Here is a 21,563-nt window from a genome sequence, read left to right on the forward strand (position 1 = left end):
AATACGATAGAAGTTTATGAAGTACCTGAGATGCGGCGTATTCGCAGGATCCACTTTGTCGGTATTGGCGGCGTGGGGATGTGCGGAATCGCTGAGGTTTTGTTAAATCAGGGCTATCAGATCTCGGGATCGGACATTAAAGCCTCGGCAACCACTGAGCGCCTCAAGGCGATGGGCGCAGAGATTTTTATTGGTCATCTGGCGGAAAATATTACTGCCGCTAACGTGGTGGTTACCTCAACGGCGGTTCAGGAAGATAACCCTGAAGTAAGTGCCGCCCGCGAACGACGTATTCCGATAGTCCGGCGTGCAGAGATGCTGGCGGAGCTGATGCGTTATCGTCACGGCATCGCCGTTGCTGGGACTCACGGCAAGACGACCACGACCAGTTTGCTGGCATCGGTGATGGCGGAAGCCAATTTAGATCCGACCTTTGTCATTGGTGGACGGCTGAACAGCGCTGGCACTAACGCTAAGCTGGGCGGTAGCCGTTATCTGGTGGCTGAAGCGGATGAGAGTGATGCATCTTTCCTCCATCTGCAGCCGATGGTCGCGATTGTTACCAATATCGATGCTGACCATATGGATACCTATGGCGGTGATTTTGGCAAGTTGAAGCAAACCTTTGTCGACTTTCTGCATAATCTGCCATTTTATGGTCTGGCCGTGCTTTGTACCGATGATCCGGTCGTTAACGAGATTATTCCGGCGGTTGGCCGACCAATCGTCACCTACGGCGTTAATAAAGAGGCGGATTACCGCGCTGAGAATATTGTTCAGAACGGCTTGAAAACCAGTTTTACTGCAAAACGACCGGATGGCCGTGCCGATCTGCAGGTGACACTGAATATGCCGGGCAGACACAACGTACTGAACGCCCTGGCAACTATTGCTGTGGCGACCGATGAAGGGATCGATGATCAGTCCATCTGTAATGCCCTGCAAAAGTTTGAAGGGGTTGGTCGTCGTTTCCAGGTGCTGGGCGAAATTCCGGTTGTGGGCGGAACCGCGATGCTGGTGGATGACTATGGACACCATCCCCGCGAGGTGCAGGCGACTATTCGCGCGGTCAAAGAGGGCTGGCCGGGTAAGCGACTGGTGATGATCAATCAGCCGCATCGTTATTCCCGTACCCGTGACCTTTATGAGGATTTCGTGCAGGTACTGTCTGAAGCCGATGTTCTGCTGCTGATGGAAGTTTACGCCGCCGGTGAAGAGCCGATAGCGGGAGCTGACAGTCGCAGTTTGTGTCGTAGTATTCGTCAGCGGGGCAGTATTGATCCTGTGTTTGTTGAGTCTGTTGCAGCGGTTCCCGGATTATTACAAAACCTGCTGCAGCCTGGCGATCTGCTGCTGACCCAGGGGGCCGGGAATATTACCGCACTGGCCCACGAGCTTTCTAAATTAGATCTGACTGTGGCAACGGAGGCAGGTTGATGGCGACCTATATTATTTCTGCTGAGGAACGTGCACAGTTTGGTCGGGTAGCAGTGCTCTATGGCGGCTCATCGGCTGAGCGGACGATCTCTCTGAAAAGTGGTGCTGAAGTATTAAACGGGCTGCAACGGGCCAATGTTGATGCCTTTGGCATCGATCTCTGTGCTGATGGAGCAGACCCTTTGCAGCAGCTGCAAGCAGCGGTGTTTGATCGGGCGTTTCTGATTCTGCATGGTCGTGGTGGTGAAGATGGCACCATGCAGGGGGTTTTGGAAATTATGGCCAAGCCCTATACCGGCAGTGGCGTTATGGCGTCTGCGTTGGGTATGGATAAGGTTAAGTGTAAGCAGATCTGGAGCGCTGCGGGCTTGCCAACACCGGCGTATGCCGTGCCTGACGAAAACACTGATCTGCAACAGATGGCCGGGCAGCTGGATTATCCGATGATTGTTAAGCCAGCGCATGAAGGTTCGAGTATTGGCATGAGTAAAGTTGGCAGTGCCGAAGAGCTGGAACAGGCGATCAGTGCGGCGCGACAGTTTGACCGTGCCGTTCTGGTGGAAAGCTGGATCAGTGGGCCGGAGTTTACGATTGCGGTGTTAAATGGCAAAGCTCTACCGGTTATCCGGCTGGAGACGCCTCATGAGTTTTATGATTTTGATGCTAAATATCAGGCCAGCGATACCCAGTACCATTTCGATAATGATCTGACACAGGATCAGGAAACTGAACTGAAACATCTGGCCGAACAGGCTTTTGAAATGGTCGGTTGCAGTGGCTGGGGCCGGGTGGATGTGATGTTAGATCAGCAGCGAGGGTTTCAGCTGCTGGAAGTGAATACGCTGCCCGGCATGACCGATCATAGCCTGGTGCCGATGGCCGCCCGTGAAGCGGGCATTAGTTTTGAAGAGCTGGTGGTGACGATCCTGCGGGGGAGTCTCTGAATAATGTTGAAAAAACTGTTTTCTACCGCTGAACAGCCACCGGAGCCGCCCAAACGGGGGGCCTCAGTGACTGTTAATAAGAAAGCAGAAAACAACAATACCCGTAAACGTTTCTGGTTGTTCGAGCGCTCCGCTGACGCAGAGAGTGCAGCAGTAAAAAAACAACAGTCAACCGGATCTGAAAGGGTTTCGGGAGAAACGGATAGCGCGACTGGGGAGGTTCAGCTTTTGAGTGGTATTGATGGTGACTGGTGGATTAAACCGGCCACTATCCTGACCGCGCTGGCGGTATTTGTTGCGTTGGTTAACTACTGCTATGGCACGGTTTATAGCTGGCTGGATAAGCCTGTTGAACGGGTCACCTTTGATGGCAGTACCCGGCATCTGGACCGGCAGCAACTGGCAGCCAGTTCTGTTGCCCTGATGAATGGTGGTCTGTTGAGTGCAGATCTTGATGCGGTAAAAACAGGCATACAGGAAAATCCCTGGGTCTATCAGATAGGCGTGACCCGCCGCTGGCCCGCTGCGCTCTATCTGCAGATAACTGAGGAAGTTCCGGTTGCCCGTTGGGGTGATGATGGTCTGTTAAATCATGAAGGGGATATTTTCTGGCCGGATGAAGCAGCGAGTTACACCACTCTTCCGCTGTTAAAAGGGCCATCGGGGAATACCGCGATGATGATGTCGGAGTATTACGACCTGAATCAGATGCTGCGTAATGCCGGGCTGCAACTGGTGGAGCTTAAACTTGAGGCGCGCGGTGCCTGGACGCTGATCTTGAATAACGGCATTAAAGTGGTTGTGGGGCGGGATCAGGTTGTGGCCCGGCTGGAGCGGTTCCTGACCGTCTATCAGCAGCGTTTACAGGCTGAGGCTGACGCTGGAAGGATAGAGCAGATAGATATTCGATATAACAACGGCATTGCCGTTAAGTGGCGCCCTGAGGTGACCACTAATGATCAACAAAAAGGTTAAAACTGTGAATATGGCGATGAAGCCTGGAAATAACATGATCGTGGCACTGGATATAGGCACTTCAAAAGTGGTCTGTCTGGTGGGTGAGGTTGGCCTGGATGGCATAATCGATATCGTCGGCATTGGCTCCCATGAATCACGTGGGCTGAAACGGGGTGTGGTGGTAAATATTGAATCCACCGTGCATTCCATTCAGCGGGCGGTGGAAGAAGCTGAGCTGATGGCGGGCTGCAAGATCCACTCAGTGACTGTTGGCGTGGCTGGCAGCCACATTAATAGTATGAACTCCCACGGTATCGTTGCGGTGCGTGATGGAGAGGTGATGGAGCATGATCTGGAACGGGTGATCGACGCGGCCCGGGCGGTGGCAATTCCCGCTGATCAGAAAATCCTGCATATCCTGCCGCAGGAATACGTGATCGACAACCAGGAAGGCATTCGCGAACCGCTGGGTATGTCCGGCGTCCGCCTGGAAGCCAAAGTACATCTGGTGACCGGTGCGGTAAACGCGGTACAGAATATCGAAAAATGCGTCAAGCGGTGTGGTCTGGCGGTGGATAACGCCGTGCTGGAACAGCTGGCATCAAGTTATGCAGTGTTAACCGAAGATGAGAAAGAGCTGGGTGTGTGCATGGTGGATATGGGGGGCGGTACTACGGATATCGCTATCTTTACCGGAGGCTCTATCCGACATACCGCGGTGATTCCGATCGCGGGCGATCAGGTGACTAACGATATCGCTATGGCGTTGCGTACCCCGACACCTCATGCGGAAGAGATCAAGATTAAATACGCCTGTGCTCTGGCGCAACTGGCCAGTGCAGAGGACACCATCAAAGTGCCTAGCGTGGGTGACCGTCCTTCACGGGATCTGTCGCGGCAGGCACTGGCTGAGGTGGTTGAACCCCGTTATGACGAACTGTTTAGTCTGGTACAGGCAGAACTGCGTCGCAGCGGGTTTGAAGATATGGTGGCAGCCGGCATCGTTCTGACCGGCGGTACCGCGAAGATGGAAGGCGCAGTAGAGCTGGCGGAAGAGATTTTCCATATGCCGGTGCGACTGGCGTTGCCAAAAGGCGTACGGGGCATGGGCGATATTCTCAATAGCCCAATCTATGCCACCGGTATTGGCTTATTACAGTACGCCAAACAGGATATTCGTCACCTGCGTGAAGCGGTTGCGGTTGAAGATGCGGTTGAGGGACCTAATGTACTGAGCCGTATGAAAGCCTGGTTTCAGGGGAACTTCTGATGTTCCCGAAAACACAGGCGCAGGAGGAACTTTGTAAAACCAGTTTAACGGGGAGCACTCTTCAACGAGGTGCTCAGGGTATTAAACCCGATGATTGACGAGTTCACAGGATGTGACAGACAACAATGAAACAGAACGTAACAAAAAACAGGTGCGGGTCGGGCACTGAACCTGGAGGGAAGGGATATGTTTGAATTAGTGAGTAATATCGCACAGAACGCCGTCATTAAGGTTATTGGCGTTGGTGGTGGTGGTGGCAACGCCGTGCAGCACATGGTCTCATCTGAGGTTGGTGGGGTTGAGTTTATCTGTGCTAATACCGATGCGCAGGCACTCAATAACATGGGCTCTCGTAGCGTGCTGCAGTTGGGTGGTGGCATCACCAAGGGCCTCGGTGCGGGTGCAAATCCCGATATTGGTCGTCAGGCTGCCCTGGAAGACCGGGATCAGATCGTTGAGATGCTTAGCGGTGCGGATATGGTGTTTATCACTGCGGGTATGGGTGGTGGTACCGGTACCGGTGCGGCCCCGGTTGTCGCGCAGGTGGCCAAAGAGCTGGGTATTCTGACCGTTGCGGTGGTCACCAAGCCGTTCCCGTTTGAAGGCAAGAAGCGCATGCTGATCGCCGAACAGGGGATTAAAGAGCTGTCTGAACATGTCGACTCGCTGATTATCGTGCCTAACGAGAAACTGCTGCAGGTGCTGGGTAAAAGCTGCACCCTGATGAAAGCGTTCGATGAAGCAAATGATGTTCTCAAAGGCGCTGTACAGGGTATCTCTGACCTGATTATCCGTCCGGGTATGATCAACGTCGACTTTGCCGACGTGCGTACGGTGATGTCCGAAATGGGTACATCAATGATGGGAACCGGTATGGCACGGGGTGAAAACCGTGCGATTGAAGCAGCTGAAGCCGCAGTGCGCAGTCCGCTGCTGGAAGATGTCGACCTGATGGGTGCTCGCGGTATTCTGGTGAACATTACCGCCGGTCTGGATCTGGGGCTGGGTGAGTTCAGTGATGTTGGTCAGGTGATTGAGCAGTTCGCGTCTGACAGTGCCATTATTGTGGTCGGTACCGTTATCGATCCCGAAATGAAAGATGATATTAAGGTGACCGTTGTGGCCACCGGATTGCAGAAAGCCCGGCAGGAAGAGACTACGGTTAAAGTGGTCAGTAGCAACCGTAAGCCTGATGGTCAGCTGGATCTCAATCAGCTGGAGCTTCCGGCCGTTCATCGCCGTAAGGCGGACCATATTAGCGCTGAAAAAAATAGAGTGTCTCACAGGGAACTTTCCGGGTCACAGCAGTCGAAGACTAACGCAAAAGGGGAAACCGATACCTATCTGGATATCCCGACATTTCTACGGCGTCAGGCAGATTGACAGAATGTTTTGGCCGGCCTGACATTGTAGGGATTGCACTAATCAGTTATTGCTGAAATAGCGGTATTTTTGTTAGTATGTCGCGTTAATTCGCCACACAAGAACCCACCAAAGAGCCTTGGCAGAAAATATGATCGGACAACGTACATTACGGAACAGCATTAAAGCAACTGGCGTGGGCCTGCATACCGGTCAAAAAGTGTATTTGACACTGAAACCGGCGCCTGTAGACACCGGTATTGTTTTCCGTCGGATCGATCTTGAACCGGCTGTCGAAATTCATGCCCGTGCCAAAAATGTCGGCGATACGACGCTGTCCACTAACCTGCAGAAGGGTGATGTACGGGTCTCTACTGTAGAGCACCTGCTGTCAGCGATGGCTGGACTGGGTATTGATAACGCCTATGTCGAGCTGAGTGCTGAAGAAGTGCCGATTATGGACGGTAGTGCAGCGCCTTTCGTCTTTCTGATCCAGTCTGCCGGTATTCAGGAGCAGGATGCGCCGAAACAGTTTATCCGGATCAAAAAAGAGGTGACCGTCCAGCTTGAAGATAAAGTGGCAACGTTTAAACCGTTCAATGGCTTTAAAGTTGGTTTCACCATCGATTTTGATCACCCTGCCTTTGCTGATCGTAACATGGAAGCGACTCTGGATTTCTCCAGCACTTCATTTGTTAAAGAGGTAAGCCGGGCACGTACATTTGGCTTTATGCGTGATATCGAATACCTTCGCGCACAGAACCTGGCGCTGGGTGGAAGTATGGATAATGCTATCGTGGTTGATGATTACCGTATTCTCAATGAAGACGGCTTGCGTTACGACGATGAGTTTGTAAAGCACAAAGTGCTGGATGCGGTCGGTGACCTTTACCTGCTAGGCAAGAGCCTGATCGGTGAGTTTCACGGATTTAAATCGGGCCACTATCTGAACAATTTGTTACTGCGCAAACTGCTGGAAACAGAGGATGCCTGGGAAATTGTCACTTTTGAAGGGCAGGAGCAGGCTGCGCCTATCTCGTACCTGCAGCCAGCTGCTGTAGGCTGATACGCGCTAACTCAATAAAAGCCGGACTGTTTAGTCCGGCTTTTTACTATTATTTCGGGCATTTATACCCACTAAAAAAATATCCCTATTGAGATTTAGTTTGATGCCCCAATAGAGGTAGAATGTTGAGTTAATTTAATACTTTAACCGGCTTACCGGCCGCTTTTAACAGGTAAATAATCAGATTATGTTCACTTCGATGTTAAAGAAGGTTTTTGGTAGTAAGAACGAACGTGTACTCAAACAGATGGGTAAGGTCGTTAAACAGATCAATAGCTATGAAAGCGAAGTTGAACAACTTTCTGATGATGACCTGAAGGCGAAGACGGTCGAGTTTAAGTCCCGCCTTGAGCAGGGCGAATCCCTTGATGCGCTTCTTCCGGAAGCATTTGCGGTTGTACGTGAAGCCTCGCGTCGGGCGATGGGGATGCGTCATTTCGATGTGCAGATGATTGGTGGTATTACCCTGCATGAGGGTAAGGTTGCAGAGATGCGCACCGGTGAGGGTAAAACCCTGGTAGCGACACTGCCGGTGTACCTCAATGCGCTGGTGGGGCGGGGTGTGCATGTTGTTACCGTCAACGACTATCTGGCAAGCCGTGATGCCGAGTGGATGCGTCCACTGTATGAGTTTCTTGGCCTGAGTGTGGGTGTGGTGTTGTCGGGTCAGGATCCGCAAACCAAACGTGATGCTTACCATGCCGATATCACTTACGGTACTAACAACGAGTTCGGCTTTGACTACCTGCGCGACAACATGGCTTTTAGCGTAGAGGATAAAGTGCAGCGTGACTTCTACTTCTCCGTAGTGGATGAGGTTGACTCCATCCTTATTGATGAGGCGCGTACGCCACTGATTATCTCTGGTGCGGCGGAAGACAGCTCAGAGATGTACCGGCGGATGAACACGCTGATTCCGGTACTGGAAAAGTATGATGGCGAAATTGATCCAAAGAGTGTTGAAGAGATTGATGGTGATTTTTCCGTTGATGAGAAAAACCGCACTGTCGAGTTGACTGAGCGCGGTCATCAACGCATTGAAGACATGCTGGCGAAAGAGGGTATTCTCGGTGAAGGCGAAAGTCTCTACGCGCCGCAGAACCTGAGCCTGCTTCACCATGTGCTGGCTGCGCTGCGGGCGCATAACCTGTTTCAGCGGGATGTTGATTATATCATTCAGGATGATCAGGTGGTGATCGTTGACGAGCACACCGGGCGTATTATGCCGGGGCGTCGCTGGTCTGAAGGTTTGCATCAGGCGGTGGAGGCCAAAGAGGGCGTCCATATTAATCAGGAAAGCCAGACCCTGGCATCGACGACTTTCCAGAACTATTTCCGTCTCTATGAAAAACTTTCCGGTATGACCGGTACTGCTGACACCGAGGCGTTCGAGCTTAACCAGATCTACGGTCTGGATGTGGTGGTTATCCCAACCAACGTAGCGGTTGCCCGTATTGATTATAACGACCTGGTATTTCTCACCATTGAGGAGAAGTACGAGGCGATCCTCAAAGAGATAGAGCACTGTGTCGAGCAGAAGCGCCCGGTGCTGGTGGGTACTGCGTCGGTTGAATCTTCTGAGATGATCTCGGCTTTCCTGAAAAAGAAAAAGCTGCCGCATAACGTACTGAACGCCAAAAATCACGGTAAAGAAGCCGGCATTATCGCTGATGCGGGTCGTGCTGGCGCGGTGACGATTGCGACCAACATGGCGGGTCGTGGTACTGACATCGTACTAGGCGGTAAGTTTGAGTCGGTGCTTGAAGGTATGGACAACCCTACAGACGCACAGATAGCAGAAGCGAAGGCTGAGTGGCAGGCACGCCATGATGCAGTGCTGGAAGCCGGTGGTCTGCATATTATCGGCACCGAACGTCATGAATCCCGTCGTATCGATAATCAGTTGCGGGGTCGTGCCGGTCGTCAGGGTGATAACGGTTCATCCCGTTTCTTCCTCTCACTGGAAGATGATCTGATGCGTATCTTTGCTTCCGACCGGGTACGTCAGTTTATGAAAGCCCTGGGGATGGAGAAAGGCGAGGCAATCGAGCATAAGATGGTCTCTAATGCGATTGAGAAAGCCCAGCGTAAAGTCGAAGGCCGTAATTACGATATTCGTAAGCAGTTGCTGGAATATGATGATGTTGCCAACGACCAGCGTCGTGCGGTCTATGATCAGCGTAACGAATTGATGGCCACCAATGATATTTCCGAAACCATCGAAGCGGTGCGTGCTGAGGTAGTCGATAATGCGATTAGTGACTACATCAAGCCACAGAGTCTGGAAGAACAGTGGGATATTCCCGGTCTGGAAAAGCATCTTGAGTCCGAGTTTGGTCTGGAGATGCCTGTGCAGGAATGGCTGGATAAAGATGATACCCTGCATGAAGAGTCCCTTCGCGAGCGTATTCTGCGCGATATCGTTGAGGACTATCAGGCGAAAGCGGCGATTGTGGGTGTAGAAAATATGCGCCTGTTCGAGAAGCAGGTGATGCTGCAGGTGCTGGATACGTTGTGGAAAGAGCATCTGCAGTCGATGGATATGTTGCGTCAGGGTATTCACCTGCGGGGTTATGCGCAGAAGAACCCGAAACAGGAGTATAAGCGTGAATCCTTTATCCTGTTTGAGCATCTGCTGGAAAATATTAAAACCGATGTGATTAAGATTCTCAGTCACGTTCAGGTGCGCCAGCCAGAAGAGATTGAAGAGATGGATCGTCTGCGTCGTGAACAGGCGGCCCAGCAGCAGATGAGTTTTCAGCATGCAGAAGCCTCTGCATTGGGCGCAGATGAGTCTGATTCCGATACTGGTGAGGCTGATGTTGCTGGCGTTGAGACTTTTGTGCGCGAAGGTAAAAAAGTGGGCCGTAACGACCCTTGCCCCTGTGGTTCAGGTAAAAAATACAAGCAGTGTCACGGTAAGCTAAGCTGATCCGGGCAGAGGAAATGTGCCTTTTCTAAGGTAAAATTTTTATTGTTTTACCCTGATCTGGCTATTGATTAACACAGAGAAAGCAGCGAAGCTGCTTTCTTTTTTTCTATCGATTAAAGATAAGGTTAAGGAGTCTGTAATGGCGGTAGGTCCCGGCACGCTTCCAACGCTGCACCCGGTTGCAGGTTTTCGTATAGGCACCACTTCTGCCGGCGTTAAAAAGCCTGGCCGAAAAGATCTGGTTCTCATGGAACTGGCAGAAGGCGCCAGCGCTGCAGGTGTTTTCACCCTGAATCAGTTTTGTGCAGCCCCGGTCAGAATTTGTAAGGCGCATCTGCAACAGGGGATGCCATCCTATCTGGTGATCAATACCGGTAATGCCAATGCGGGTACCGGTAAAGAGGGCTATCAGGACGCGCTGGATGTCTGTCAGGCGGTGGCTGATCAGGGGGGGGTGACTGTTGGCCAGATCCTGCCATTCTCCACCGGTGTCATCGGTGAAAAACTGCCTAAAGAGCGCATTATCGCTGCGATTCCTGCTGCTTTTGATGCGCTTTCGGATAATGGCTGGCTGGAAGCGGCCAGCGGTATTATGACGACTGATACCCGGCCAAAAGCGTATTCGATGCAACTGGAGTATCAGGGGCAGGTTATTACCCTCACCGGGATCTCTAAAGGCGCGGGTATGATTAAGCCCAATATGGCGACCATGCTGGCTTATATTGCCACAGATGCAAAAGTTGAACCTGCACTGCTGCAATCGCTGTTAAGCCGTGCAGCGGATCAGTCATTCAACCGGATTACCATTGATGGGGATACCTCCACAAATGACTCCTGCATCTTGGTGGCGACCGGTGCCAGTGGTGTTGAGGTCTCTGAAGACAATGCCGAGCTTCTGGCGCAGTTCAGCGAAGCTGTGGATAAAACCCTGCTTGAGCTGGCGCAGGCGATCATCCGTGATGGTGAGGGGGCAACCAAGTTTGTCACCATCAGTGTTGAACAGGCGGCCAGTTCTGAAGAAGCACTGAAAACCGCCTATGCCGTCGCTCATTCACCGCTGGTTAAAACAGCGCTGTTTGCCAGCGACCCCAACTGGGGACGGATACTAGCTGCGGTCGGTTATGCGGGTATCGATAATCTGGATGTTGATACTCTGCAAATCTGGCTGGGCGAAGCTTGCATCGTTGAAAACGGTGGCCGTGCTGCCAGTTATACTGAAGCGGCAGGTCAGGCGGTGATGAGCCGTGAGGAGATCACCATCCGTATTATCCTCAATCGTGGTGATCAGCAGGAAACGGTCTGGACCACTGATCTTAGCAAGGATTATGTTGCGATCAACGCCGACTATCGTTCCTGATCAGACTATAGCCAATCGATAGCGTTGGCTGGGAATCGCTTTTGTCCAAACTAATCCATGTCGCGGCAGCGGCTATCTTCAATGAGTCCGGTGAGTTGCTCCTGGCGTTGCGCGATAAAGCGCAGCACCAGGGGGGCTTATGGGAGTTCCCCGGCGGTAAAGTTGAGCCCGGCGAAGATGTTCGCAGCGCGTTGGCCAGAGAACTGCTGGAAGAACTGGGGATTGTGATTGATCAGTCTGCCACTTTACCCCTTATCCAGATCCCCTATCATTACCCCGATAAATCGGTTTTACTGGATGTGTTTCGGGTAAACCGGTTCAGTGGCGAGGCGTATGGGCGGGAAGGGCAGCCACTTAACTGGGTTAAGTTGAATGATCTGCGCGCTTATCAGTTCCCGGCCGCTAACAAACCGATAGTCAATGCACTGTTATTACCGAGTGCGTTAGCGATTACTCCCCGGTTGCAATCAGAACAGTACAGTAGGTTTGTATCTCAAGCGATTCAGCAGGGCGCTCAGGCGGTTATGCTGCGGGCTAAGCACCTGACTGAGGCTGAACAGTTAAGTCTCTATCAACAGCTGTCAGAGGCCTTTCCAGGATTTTTGATAGTATGGAATGGTGCGGTTGCAGCTGCGAACATCGCTGCCGTGTCGGCGCTTCATCTGAGTTCAGAGAGGCTGATGCAACTGGACAGCCGTGAACGGTTCAAGGGGAGCTGGCTGGGTGCTTCCTGTCACAGCGAGGAACAGATTCGTCGCGCTGAGCAGCTTGGTGTTGATTACATTACCCTCTCACCCGTGCAAAAAACATCAAGTCACCCTGAGGTTGTGCCGATGGGCTGGGATGAATATGGTCGCCTGGTGAAAGAGTGCTCACTTCCAGTGTATGCGCTGGGTGGGGTTTCAATGGATGATCTGAATCGTGCAATCTTGGCGGGTGGCCAGGGGATCGCCGCGATCAGCTGTTTTTGCTGAGCTTTAAAACATCACATCCCCAGATATATATAAATGGGTGCTGTTGTGGGAGGCGCGCCCTCGCGGCGATTATTTGCCCCGGTGCCTGTTGATGGTTTTATCGCGACGAGGTACCCAGAGGGCATACTAGCGACGCTCCCACAGGTGTATCCGAAAAAGCGGATAAGCAGCAGAAGGCTGTGTTCAGACAAACGTAGCGATCGGACTAGCGAAGCGATCGGCCAAATAAAATGACCGGACTTTCGTTCCCGCCTCTGCAGTAACAACAATGACTGATTGTTTGTGAAGTGGGTTGTCTAATCAGTGCAGCGGCCGGTCCAGATAGTCAGAGCTTTCACTGTCTTCAAAGCTACTGCTGTAGTCATCCATACTGGGCTCAGCAGGGATCTGATACTCTTCGGATGCCCAGGCACCCAGATCAATCATCTTACAGCGCTCGCTGCAAAATGGTCGGAACTGATTGTCGGTGCTCCACTCCTGCTCTTTACTGCAGGTGGGGCATGCAACCAGTGGCTTTTTATTATGAGACTTGTTAGTCAAGGTCTGACTCCCGTTCCTGTTGTGCTTTCTCCAGAAACTTCTTATGTAACTGTTCTACCCGCGGTTTGAGTGCGTCTACTGTACCGCTGTTATCGATCAGATCGTCTGCTTTAGCGATACGTTGATCACGGTTTATCTGCGCCGCAATAATCGCTTTGACCTGTTCGGTATCGGTACTGTCCCGCGCTACGGTGCGACTGATCTGCGTTGCTTCATCCACATCCACGACAACGACATGATTGACCAGCAGGTGCTGATCTGTTTCCAGTAACAGTGGAGAGGTCAGAATAGCATACTCTGAGGAGGACTGATCCAGTTTCAGCAGAATGCGGTCTCTGATCAGCGGGTGTAGCAACTGCTCCAGCCAGTCCCGTTGTTTTGGTGTTTCAAAAACGATTTTTCGCAGGGCTTTACGATCCAGATGACCATCGGTTAGTAAAATCTCGCTGCCAAATCTGCGGGCGATTTTCTCCAGTGCCGGTTCACCCGGTTCAACCACGTCCCGGGCAACCTGGTCAGCATCAATCACGGTGACCGCCCGTTGCTCAAACAGTCGGGATACAGCGGATTTACCACTGCCAATACCACCAGTCAGTCCTACTACAAACATTTAGCCATCTCGTTTTAGTCGTATGTTAGATAAGCAGCAAATCAGCAGGTTATCAGACAGCCAATAACTGCAGATACCAGCCTGTAAGGTCCTTGCCCCATAACAGAGCGATCCAGCCAGCACCCGCCAGATAGGGGCCAAACGGGATCGGTGTTTGTGATTCATGTCGATTAAACAGAATCATCAAACCACCGACGATCGCTCCGATCAGCGATGAAACCAGAATAATCAGGGGTAGCATATCCGCGCCAGCCCATGCCCCCAAGGCGGCCAGTAGTTTAAAGTCGCCATAGCCCATGCCCTCCTTCCCGGTGATCAGCTTAAACAGCCAGAATACAGACCAGAGAGAGAGATAGCCAAGAATCGCTCCCCACAGGGCTGAGGGCAGGGTAGTGAAATAGCCAAAACTATTCAGTATCAGGCCGATCCAGAGCAACGGTAGGGTGATTTTATCCGGCAGCAGCTGATGGTCGATATCGATAGCGGTGAGTGCGATCAGGCACCAGCTAAAGAAAACAATGCCGAAAGCAACCGGGTTAAAACCGAACTGCCAGACAATAAAGCCTGATATCACTGCGGTTACGAGTTCAATCAGCGGATAGCGCAGTGATATGCTGGTTTTACAGCCACTGCACTTGCCACCCAGAATCAAAAAGTAGCTGATCAGCGGAATGTTTTCATACCAGCGAATCAGGTGGCCACAATTCGGGCAAGTTGAGGCGGGTTGGGCAAGGTTAAAGGTTCCAGGGTGCTCTGGTGGCTTAGCGGGAAATGCTTCCACCCGTTCTTCTGCTGCCTCAATATCCAGCTCGGCTGACATTGAAGAGGGCTGTGAATTAGCCGCCTCCTCTGCCATCTCTAGCCACTCCCGCTCCATCATCAGCGGCAATCGATGGATGACTACGTTGAGGAAGCTACCGACCAGCAAAGAAAAAACAGAGGTGAGCAACACCGACAGCCAGATATTTGCTGCAATCAGTTCAAAAAACATATTAGTCAGATTTACCGGATATCAAAATTTTTGACTTTTTCGCCTTATTATGTTTAAAAAAAGGCTTGCCTTAATGCGTTCATCCGACCACATTGCCTAGCTGGAAGATCGGCAGATACATCGCAATAACCAGTCCACCCACTAGTATCCCAAGAACAGCCATAATCATCGGTTCGATCAGGGTTGAGAGGTTATCAACGGCGTTATCCACCTCCTCCTCGTAATAACTGGCGACCTTGTCCAGCATCATATCTAGTGAACCGGCCTCTTCACCTATGGCAATCATCTGCGTTGCCATGGGGGGGAATAAGCCGGTCATGGTGACGGCATTTTGCAGTGACTGACCGGTGGATACTCCGTTTTTAATCTGCATTATGGCTTTTTCATACACCACATTGCCTGATGCTCCGGCGGCAGACTCCAGCGCATCCACCAGCGGTACCCCGGCGGCAAAGGTGGTCGCCAGAGTTCTGGCGAATCGGGCAATGGCAGAGTTGTGGAGTATCTGCCCGACAATAGGCAGCTTAAGCACTGTGCGGTCGAGCCACTCTCTGAAACCTCTCGATTTTTCATGAGCTTTTGTGAAGGCAAAACCGGCTGCGACTATCGCGATAATGGCGATAAACCACCAGTCCTGGGCTATTTTTGACAAGCCAACAACAAACAAGGTAAAGGCAGGCAGGTCAGCACCGAAGCTGGAGAATACACTTTCGAACTGGGGAACAACTTTAATCAACAGAATAGCCGAGACCACCAGGCCGATCACAATAACCGCGATCGGGTAAGTCATTGCTTTCTTAATTTTCTTTTTAAGGGTTTCGATTTTCTCTTTGTAAGTCGCTATCCGTTCCAACATGGTTTCCAGTGAACCGGAACTTTCACCGGCATCAACCAAGTTGCAGTAAAGATCATCGAAATATTTGGGATGGCGCTCCAATGCTTTGGCAAAGCTGGTGCCACCACTGACATCGGATTTAAGGTCGTAGATCACCTTTTTCATTTTAGCTTTTTCAATGCCGTTGGCGACGATGTCAAACCCTTGAAGCAGTGGCACTCCGGATTTTAGCATGGTGGCGGTCTGGCGGGTAAACAGGGCGATATCCAGCGGTTTTATCGGTTTATTGTGGTTGCTGAACATACTGTATGTTTGTTTACGAACCTTTTTGGGCATAATCCCTTGCTTGCGCAGCATCGCTTTGGCTTCAGTCAGGTTTTCGGCGTTAATTGCCCCTTTGCTGGCATTACCACTCTTATCTTTGCCTTCCCAGTTAAAGGTGAGAGGTGTTTTGTCTGCTGCTTTCTTAGCCATCCGGTTTGTTTCCGTATACAGGTTTAGAATATTTTTCGATTCTGATTTTTAACGTTGTGAGTAATCAACAAGCTATCAACTAAAACAGAGGTTTACAGTTTAATCACCCGATTCATCTCTTCCAGGCTAGTAACGCCCTGAATCACTTTGCGCAGGCCGGACTGACGCAGAGTTCTGAAACCCTGGGCTTTAGCCTGCGCCAGAATATCCAGAGATGAACCGTTGTCCATAATGACCTGCGCAATTTCCGGTGTCATCGCCATAGTTTCATAGACACCGACCCGTCCCTTATAACCCTTATTGCATTTACTGCAGCCTTCCGGGTTATGTTCGAACAGATTCATACCCGCATTAATCTGTTCCGGGGTAAAGCCCTCTTCCAGCAGCGTGGCTTCGGGAATGTTAACGGGCTTTTTACAACCCGTGCATAAGCGTCGTCCCAGGCGCTGAGCAATGATCATAGACACAGAGGTGGCAATATTAAAGGCCGGAACACCCATATTGCGTAGTCGGGTTAAGGTTTCAGCGGCACTGTTGGTGTGTAGGGTTGAGAGTACCATATGACCAGTTTGGGCGGCTTTAATCGCTATTTCTGCGGTTTCGATATCCCGGATCTCACCCACCATCACAACATCCGGGTCCTGACGCAGGAATGAGCGTAGTGCTTCTGCGAAGGTCAGCCCCACTTTAGTATTCACATGTACCTGGTTGATCCCCTCCAGGTTGATCTCTACCGGGTCCTCTGCGGTGGAGATATTCCGTTCTACCGTGTTGAGGATATTCAGTCCGGTATAGAGAGAAACGGTTTTACCACTACCGGTAGGCCCGGTGACCAGGATCATCCCCTGGGGTTTATGCAGGGTTTGCATAAACAGCTCTTTCTGATCTTCATCATAACCGAGGGCTTCGATGCCCATCTGCGCGCTGGTGGGGTCAAGAATACGCAGCACTATTTTTTCACCCCAGAGGGTGGGCAGGGTGTTAACCCGGAAATCGATGGCGCGGTTTTTCGAGATCTTCATCTTGATCCGGCCATCCTGAGGCATCCTCCGTTCAGAGATGTCCATCTGTGACATGACTTTCAGGCGGGCGCAAAGTCTGGAGGACAGGTTTGAAGGAGGTTTTGCCACCTCCTGCAATATTCCGTCGATACGGCAACGGATGCGATAGGACTTTTCATAGGGCTCAAAGTGGATATCCGATGCGCCATTTTTGATGGCATCCAGCAGTATTTTATTAACGAAACGTACAATGGGGGCTTCGTTTGCGGCATCTTCGCCATTGTCTTCCTGCTTCTCGTTGAGCCCCTCATCGATCTCGAGATTGTCCAGGTCGGCATCTTCAAGGCCATCGAGGGCAGAGTTCTGTTCATCCAGAAAGGTGTCGATCAGGTGGGAGAGTTTATCTTCCTCGACAATCACCCCTTCGGTGGTGGTGCCGGTATGAAATTTAAACTCGTCCAGCGCCTGGATATTGGTGGGGTCTGATATGGCAACGTAGAGCCGGTTTTCACGCTTGATCAGTGGCAGGGCGTGGTGTTTGGTGATCAGCTTCTCGTCGACCAACCCCTGGGGCAGGGCTTCGATATCGATCACATCGAGGTCAAACAGCGGCATACCGAACTCATCGGCAGCAGCAGCAGCAGCACGGTAGGCGCTTACCAGCCGGTTTTCGATAATATGGGCAATAAACGGCTTATTGTCCTTACGGGCTGTTTTCAGGGCATCCATCGCAACATCGGATGAAAACACACCATCATTAACCAGTCGTCTGGCCAGGCCACTCAGCGGCTGAAAGGGTTGTACGCTCATTATTCAGAGAATCCATTTTATCTGTTGATATCGGCGACAGAGAAGATAGCTTAAGGTTTTAGCATAATAGCTTATTTAAATAGCTATTTAAGAGCACTTATTTTATGTTCGAAACAAGTACTGTGCTATAAGTGCTGTGCTTTATCCTAAACTGCCTTGTATTATTATCTATTTGTAAAGTAACATCTATCGGTCGGTTTGAGAATCAACAGACGCTTGCTTCAGGTCACTGGACTGCCATAAAAAATAGAGTACTATTCATTCAGGCTCGTATGGAGCATGGAAGATGGGCCCTATGGCAAGGGAAAGAGTCGTTCGGAGCAGGGATTGATGATGAATACTTTACTCGCTGGAGAGATAACTAATGAAAAACACACTTAAAAAACAGCAGGGTTTTACCCTGATCGAATTGATGATCGTTGTGGCGATTATCGGTATTCTGGCTGCCATCGCACTGCCTGCTTACCAGAACTACACAAATAAGGCCAAGTTCACAGAAGTTGTTGTTGCAACATCTGGTGTTAAAACAGCTTTTGAAGTTGCATTTGCTGAAGAAGGCTCAATCGCTTCTGCAGCAGCTAATACTGGTGTAACAAATGCGGTAAGTGACGCAGATGGTCAAGGCGGGTTTATTGCGTCCGTGAGTATTTCGAACACTGGTGTAATTACCGCGACTTCTCAAAATATTGGTGCTAATGCAAACTATACTTTAACTCCAGATACCACAAATGGTAATGTTAAATGGGCTAAAGGCGGCTCGTGTGTTGCTGCTGGCTGGTGTTAATGTTTATTAGATAATGAGTAGAAAAAAACCCGGTTATTGCCGGGTTTTTTTTAGTATTTTGGTTTATATGTGTTACGTTGCTGTTTGTTTTATGAAGTTTATGATTGCTAGATAGTATAAATTAATGAATAAGAAGACGATCCTGGTTATCCTGATTGCTATCACCGTAGCTGTCACCTACTACCTCTATGAAGAGCCTCTCCCGATTGAAAAACGAGCCGTGGTTGAAGCGGATCTGGCATCTCAGCCTGACAAGTACCCTGCGACCCCTGTCTGGTGGTCAGATGGTGGAGTGCTGGCGATCGGTATGCTGCCCCGTGACAAGGGAGAAAAACGCAATGACAGTGCTAAAGAGATCTGTAAGATTCTCTGGAAGCATAACGTCAATAAGACCGTGGTCGAGGTTTACGATATTCTGCAGATTCAGAAAAGTGATGAGTGGGAGCTGATCGGTGCAGCCGATTGTCGGCGTAAGGCTCCGTAAACAGGTTAATAATTTTCAGGAATCTTTGCTTTTAACGACAAATCAACCGCTAGATTGCAGGGTTGTTACTCAAAGTGAGTATGATAGTTTTACGGCTATTCTTTCTCTTTTGGAATTAATAGACGCTTTTAAACATAAAAAATCCGCTCATATTGGCGGATTTTTTTCTTTTTTCAGCAATTGATCGGTTTCAGCAATTGATCGGTTGTAGTTGCCTCAGATAAACCGCATTGACAGATCAACCGCTTTACAATCTTTGGTCAACAGTCCGATAGAGATGTAGTCAACGCCGGTTTCGGCAATACTTCTTAACGTGCGCTCATCGATACCACCGGAGGCTTCCAGTTTGGCGGGTGTCGGGTGTTCTTTGTTTTTCTGTACCGCTAAACGCAAGCCTGCATGATCGAAGTTATCCAGCATAACGATGTCGGCGTTGGCATCAAGCGCCTGCTGTAACTCTTCAAAGGACTCTACTTCAACTTCCACTGGCTTCCCCGGTTCGTTGTGTTTCGCCGTGGTGATCGCGTTGGCGATTGAGCCGCAGGCCATAATATGGTTTTCCTTGATCAGAAATGCATCATAGAGACCGACTCGATGGTTATAACAGCCGCCACAGGTAACGGCATACTTCTGCGCATTGCGCAGCCCGGGAATGGTTTTACGGGTATCGAGCAGCTTCACGCCGGTACCCTCTACCAGTGACGCATAGTAGGCGCTGATAGTCGCGGTGGCCGAGAGGGTTTGCAGAAAGTTCAGTGCGCTGCGCTCGCCAGTGAGCAGTGAGCGGGCGGGCCCCTCTAACTCAAACAGGACTTGATTGGCCGAAACGCTGTCGCCATCGCTGACCAGCCAGTTTACCTGGACGTTGTCATCCACCTGTCGAAACACCTCATTGACCCATTCGACACCGCAGATTACCGCATCTTCACGACTGATCACCCGGGCTTTTGCCTGTTGTTCCACTGGAATCAGTTGGGCGGTGATGTCACCGTCACCAATATCTTCCGCCAGCGCGGTTCGGACGGTAGCGGGGATATCTCTGAGCAGTCGGGTGTTGGCCATAGGGGCTCCGTATAAAAGTCTTTCGCTATCATTTGTGGTGAATATGCTGATAGCTTGTCAGCAATGAATGGCGTGGTACTATCAAGGGGCTTTTAAGGGCCACATCAAGCCCGGTATTTTAACGGAAAGCCGCTGGGTAAAGTAGCTGCTCTAAGAGGAAAAATGGCACAGTTTAATGAAATTCTCGAGATAGAGGCTGGCTGGTTGAGCGGAGTTGAACGCTGTCCGTCGCCCAACTTTAATCAGCGCCCGGAAAATATACAGCCGCGGTTGCTGGTGATACACAATATCAGCCTGCCGCCAGCCCGCTTTGGCGGGGGCTACATCAAAGACTTTTTTCTCAACCGGCTGGATACTTCTGCACACCCCTATTTTGAGACGATTGCCGCGTTGCAGGTATCGGCACACCTACTGATTGAACGTAGTGGTGGTATGGTGCAGTTTGTTGGTTTTGATCAGCGGGCCTGGCATGCGGGTCAGTCACACTATTGCGGTGTTGATAACTGTAATGACTTTTCCATCGGTATTGAGTTGGAGGGAACCGATGATATTTCCTATACCGAACAGCAATATCTGCAGCTGGCCAGAGTGACAAGGGCTCTGCTTGATTACTATTCTGAGATGAGTGAGGCGCATATTACCGGTCATGCCGATATTGCCCCACAGCGCAAATCAGACCCTGGCCCGGCGTTTAACCGGGACTACTTTAATCGTCTGTTGAAGAGGGAGTTGCACAGATGAAGTTTCTTGCGGTAATGCTGACGATAATTCTGGGACGCTATAAGCGCCGGTCACAGCGGATAGTCAATCTGTCCCGGGCTGCTACTCCTCAGAGTTATCTCCACTGGCTTATGTTGATTCTGTATATGCTGGCGTTGGAAGCCCTGCTGTTGCAGTTTTTCCGCTGGGAATTCGGCATTTTTATCTTAGCGATTGAGTTGCTGGCACTCTATATCTATCTGGAAAACTGGTCGCCCAGTGACCTGACCGGAAAGTATTACCAGGACTGGTGCCGGGGCGACTTTCAGGCCTCATGGTTGCAGCTGGCTGGGCTGCTTGGGCTGAATCGTACCGATGATGTAACCGATTGCCAGTCGGCACATTATGCGATCTGTCAGCAATATCTCTATCTGTCGTTAACAGGTTTTTTTGCTGTGCTGTTCTGGTTTATCTTTCTGGGGATTCCCGGGCTCTTTCTTGCCCTCTGGGCGGGCTGGCAGCTGCAGCGCCAGAATAAAAACTACTGTGTTCGAGTGGCCAGGCTGGTGATCTGGGTACCTGCCCGGGTGTTGGGCTTTACCTTCTTTATTGTCGGCAACGGTGTCAGCGCCTTCCATCAGCTAAAAGAGTCACATGCAGACGATAAGGGGGTGAGTGACTGGCTTTTCCGGATCGCACTGGCGGCCATGGGCGAAGAGAGTTATCAACAGTTCAGGCAGGAGGGCGGTTGTGGTGATGAGCAGTTCCGGCATCATGCAGCTGAAGAGATTATTAGCCTCAATAAACTGATTCGCCGTTCAGCGATTTTATGGCTGATTGTGTTTGCTGTGCTGACAATGTTGGGTGTTGAGACGCCGCTGTATTGATAAGAATCGGTAGTGACCGCTCTGCTAACTTGAAATAGTTTCAGATATAAGCGAGAATCATTTTCATTTGGAAAAGAGACTGCTGGA

General features: G+C 50.8%; 19 protein-coding genes. 13 read left to right on the top strand and 6 right to left on the bottom strand.

Translation table 11 applies throughout. The features are described from left to right. The first annotated feature begins 30 nt into the window (after positions 1 to 30). From murC to Q0499_RS13735, 9 genes are all read left to right on the top strand, one after another. On the top strand, positions 31 to 1,437 hold the full coding sequence (gene murC, locus Q0499_RS13695) for a UDP-N-acetylmuramate--L-alanine ligase (RefSeq protein ID WP_299200315.1): 1,407 nt from the start codon (positions 31 to 33) through the stop codon (positions 1,435 to 1,437). Continuing rightward, positions 1,437 to 2,381: a D-alanine--D-alanine ligase gene (locus Q0499_RS13700; protein WP_299200289.1), complete on the top strand. Its 945-nt coding sequence runs from the start codon at positions 1,437 to 1,439 to the stop codon at positions 2,379 to 2,381. Before murC ends, Q0499_RS13700 begins: the two co-directional genes overlap by 1 nt. Positions 2,382 to 2,384: 3 nt before the next feature. Then, a complete protein-coding gene (locus Q0499_RS13705) occupies positions 2,385 to 3,356 on the top strand; it encodes a cell division protein FtsQ/DivIB (RefSeq protein WP_299200290.1) in 972 nt (323 codons plus the stop codon). Positions 3,357 to 3,366: 10 nt separating this feature from the next. Beyond that, positions 3,367 to 4,608, top strand: coding sequence for a cell division protein FtsA (ftsA, locus tag Q0499_RS13710; protein ID WP_299200316.1), 1,242 nt, complete (start codon positions 3,367 to 3,369; stop codon positions 4,606 to 4,608). Positions 4,609 to 4,794: 186 nt separating this feature from the next. Then, a complete protein-coding gene (gene ftsZ, locus Q0499_RS13715; protein WP_299200291.1) occupies positions 4,795 to 5,991 on the top strand; it encodes a cell division protein FtsZ in 1,197 nt (398 codons plus the stop codon). Positions 5,992 to 6,121: 130 nt separating this feature from the next. Next, complete coding sequence (gene lpxC / locus Q0499_RS13720) at positions 6,122 to 7,036, top strand: UDP-3-O-acyl-N-acetylglucosamine deacetylase (protein ID WP_299200292.1); 915 nt, start codon at positions 6,122 to 6,124, stop codon at positions 7,034 to 7,036. Between the two features lie 187 nt (positions 7,037 to 7,223). Further along, positions 7,224 to 9,968, top strand: coding sequence for a preprotein translocase subunit SecA (gene secA / locus Q0499_RS13725; protein ID WP_299200293.1), 2,745 nt, complete (start codon positions 7,224 to 7,226; stop codon positions 9,966 to 9,968). 139 nt (positions 9,969 to 10,107) lie between these two features. Beyond that, complete coding sequence (gene argJ / locus Q0499_RS13730; RefSeq protein ID WP_299200294.1) at positions 10,108 to 11,325, top strand: bifunctional glutamate N-acetyltransferase/amino-acid acetyltransferase ArgJ; 1,218 nt, start codon at positions 10,108 to 10,110, stop codon at positions 11,323 to 11,325. 41 nt (positions 11,326 to 11,366) lie between these two features. Beyond that, positions 11,367 to 12,299, top strand: coding sequence for a Nudix family hydrolase (locus Q0499_RS13735; RefSeq protein ID WP_299200295.1), 933 nt, complete (start codon positions 11,367 to 11,369; stop codon positions 12,297 to 12,299). 300 nt (positions 12,300 to 12,599) lie between these two features. Here the strand turns inward: Q0499_RS13735 and yacG are convergent, their stop codons facing one another. From yacG to pilB, 5 genes are all read right to left on the bottom strand, one after another. Further along, a complete protein-coding gene (gene yacG, locus Q0499_RS13740) occupies positions 12,600 to 12,839 on the bottom strand; it encodes a DNA gyrase inhibitor YacG (RefSeq protein WP_299200297.1) in 240 nt (79 codons plus the stop codon). Further along, a complete protein-coding gene (gene coaE / locus Q0499_RS13745) occupies positions 12,832 to 13,449 on the bottom strand; it encodes a dephospho-CoA kinase (protein ID WP_299200298.1) in 618 nt (205 codons plus the stop codon). Before coaE ends, yacG begins: the two co-directional genes overlap by 8 nt. A 52-nt stretch (positions 13,450 to 13,501) precedes the next feature. Continuing rightward, positions 13,502 to 14,440: an A24 family peptidase gene (locus Q0499_RS13750; protein ID WP_299200299.1), complete on the bottom strand. Its 939-nt coding sequence runs from the start codon at positions 14,438 to 14,440 to the stop codon at positions 13,502 to 13,504. A 79-nt stretch (positions 14,441 to 14,519) separates the two neighbouring features. Then, positions 14,520 to 15,749 (bottom strand): type II secretion system F family protein, encoded by a 1,230-nt coding sequence (locus Q0499_RS13755; protein ID WP_299200300.1) that lies wholly within the window; start codon positions 15,747 to 15,749, stop codon positions 14,520 to 14,522. Between the two features lie 92 nt (positions 15,750 to 15,841). Then, complete coding sequence (pilB, locus tag Q0499_RS13760; RefSeq protein WP_299200301.1) at positions 15,842 to 17,560, bottom strand: type IV-A pilus assembly ATPase PilB; 1,719 nt, start codon at positions 17,558 to 17,560, stop codon at positions 15,842 to 15,844. Positions 17,561 to 17,924: 364 nt separating this feature from the next. Between pilB and Q0499_RS13765 the strand changes: the two genes are divergently transcribed. Then, on the top strand, positions 17,925 to 18,344 hold the full coding sequence (locus Q0499_RS13765; RefSeq protein ID WP_299200302.1) for a prepilin-type N-terminal cleavage/methylation domain-containing protein: 420 nt from the start codon (positions 17,925 to 17,927) through the stop codon (positions 18,342 to 18,344). Between the two features lie 124 nt (positions 18,345 to 18,468). Next, the gene (locus Q0499_RS13770; RefSeq protein WP_299200303.1) at positions 18,469 to 18,828 is read left to right on the top strand and encodes a hypothetical protein; all 360 of its coding nucleotides are present in this window, start codon (positions 18,469 to 18,471) and stop codon (positions 18,826 to 18,828) included. A gap of 216 nt (positions 18,829 to 19,044) precedes the next feature. On the opposite strand, the gene nadC is transcribed toward Q0499_RS13770, so the two are convergent. Then, positions 19,045 to 19,890 (bottom strand): carboxylating nicotinate-nucleotide diphosphorylase, encoded by an 846-nt coding sequence (gene nadC, locus Q0499_RS13775; protein WP_299200305.1) that lies wholly within the window; start codon positions 19,888 to 19,890, stop codon positions 19,045 to 19,047. Positions 19,891 to 20,052: 162 nt separating this feature from the next. On the opposite strand from nadC, the gene ampD reads away from it, so the two are divergent. Both ampD and Q0499_RS13785 read left to right on the top strand, forming a co-directional pair. Further along, positions 20,053 to 20,631 (top strand): 1,6-anhydro-N-acetylmuramyl-L-alanine amidase AmpD, encoded by a 579-nt coding sequence (gene ampD / locus Q0499_RS13780; RefSeq protein ID WP_299200306.1) that lies wholly within the window; start codon positions 20,053 to 20,055, stop codon positions 20,629 to 20,631. Continuing rightward, positions 20,628 to 21,476 (top strand): hypothetical protein, encoded by an 849-nt coding sequence (locus tag Q0499_RS13785; protein WP_299200307.1) that lies wholly within the window; start codon positions 20,628 to 20,630, stop codon positions 21,474 to 21,476. The genes ampD and Q0499_RS13785 overlap by 4 nt, the downstream gene beginning before the upstream one ends. Positions 21,477 to 21,563 lie beyond the last annotated feature (87 nt).

Origin of the sequence: uncultured Amphritea sp. (genome assembly GCF_937127095.1) — a bacterium.
GTDB lineage: Bacteria > Pseudomonadota > Gammaproteobacteria > Pseudomonadales > Balneatricaceae > Amphritea.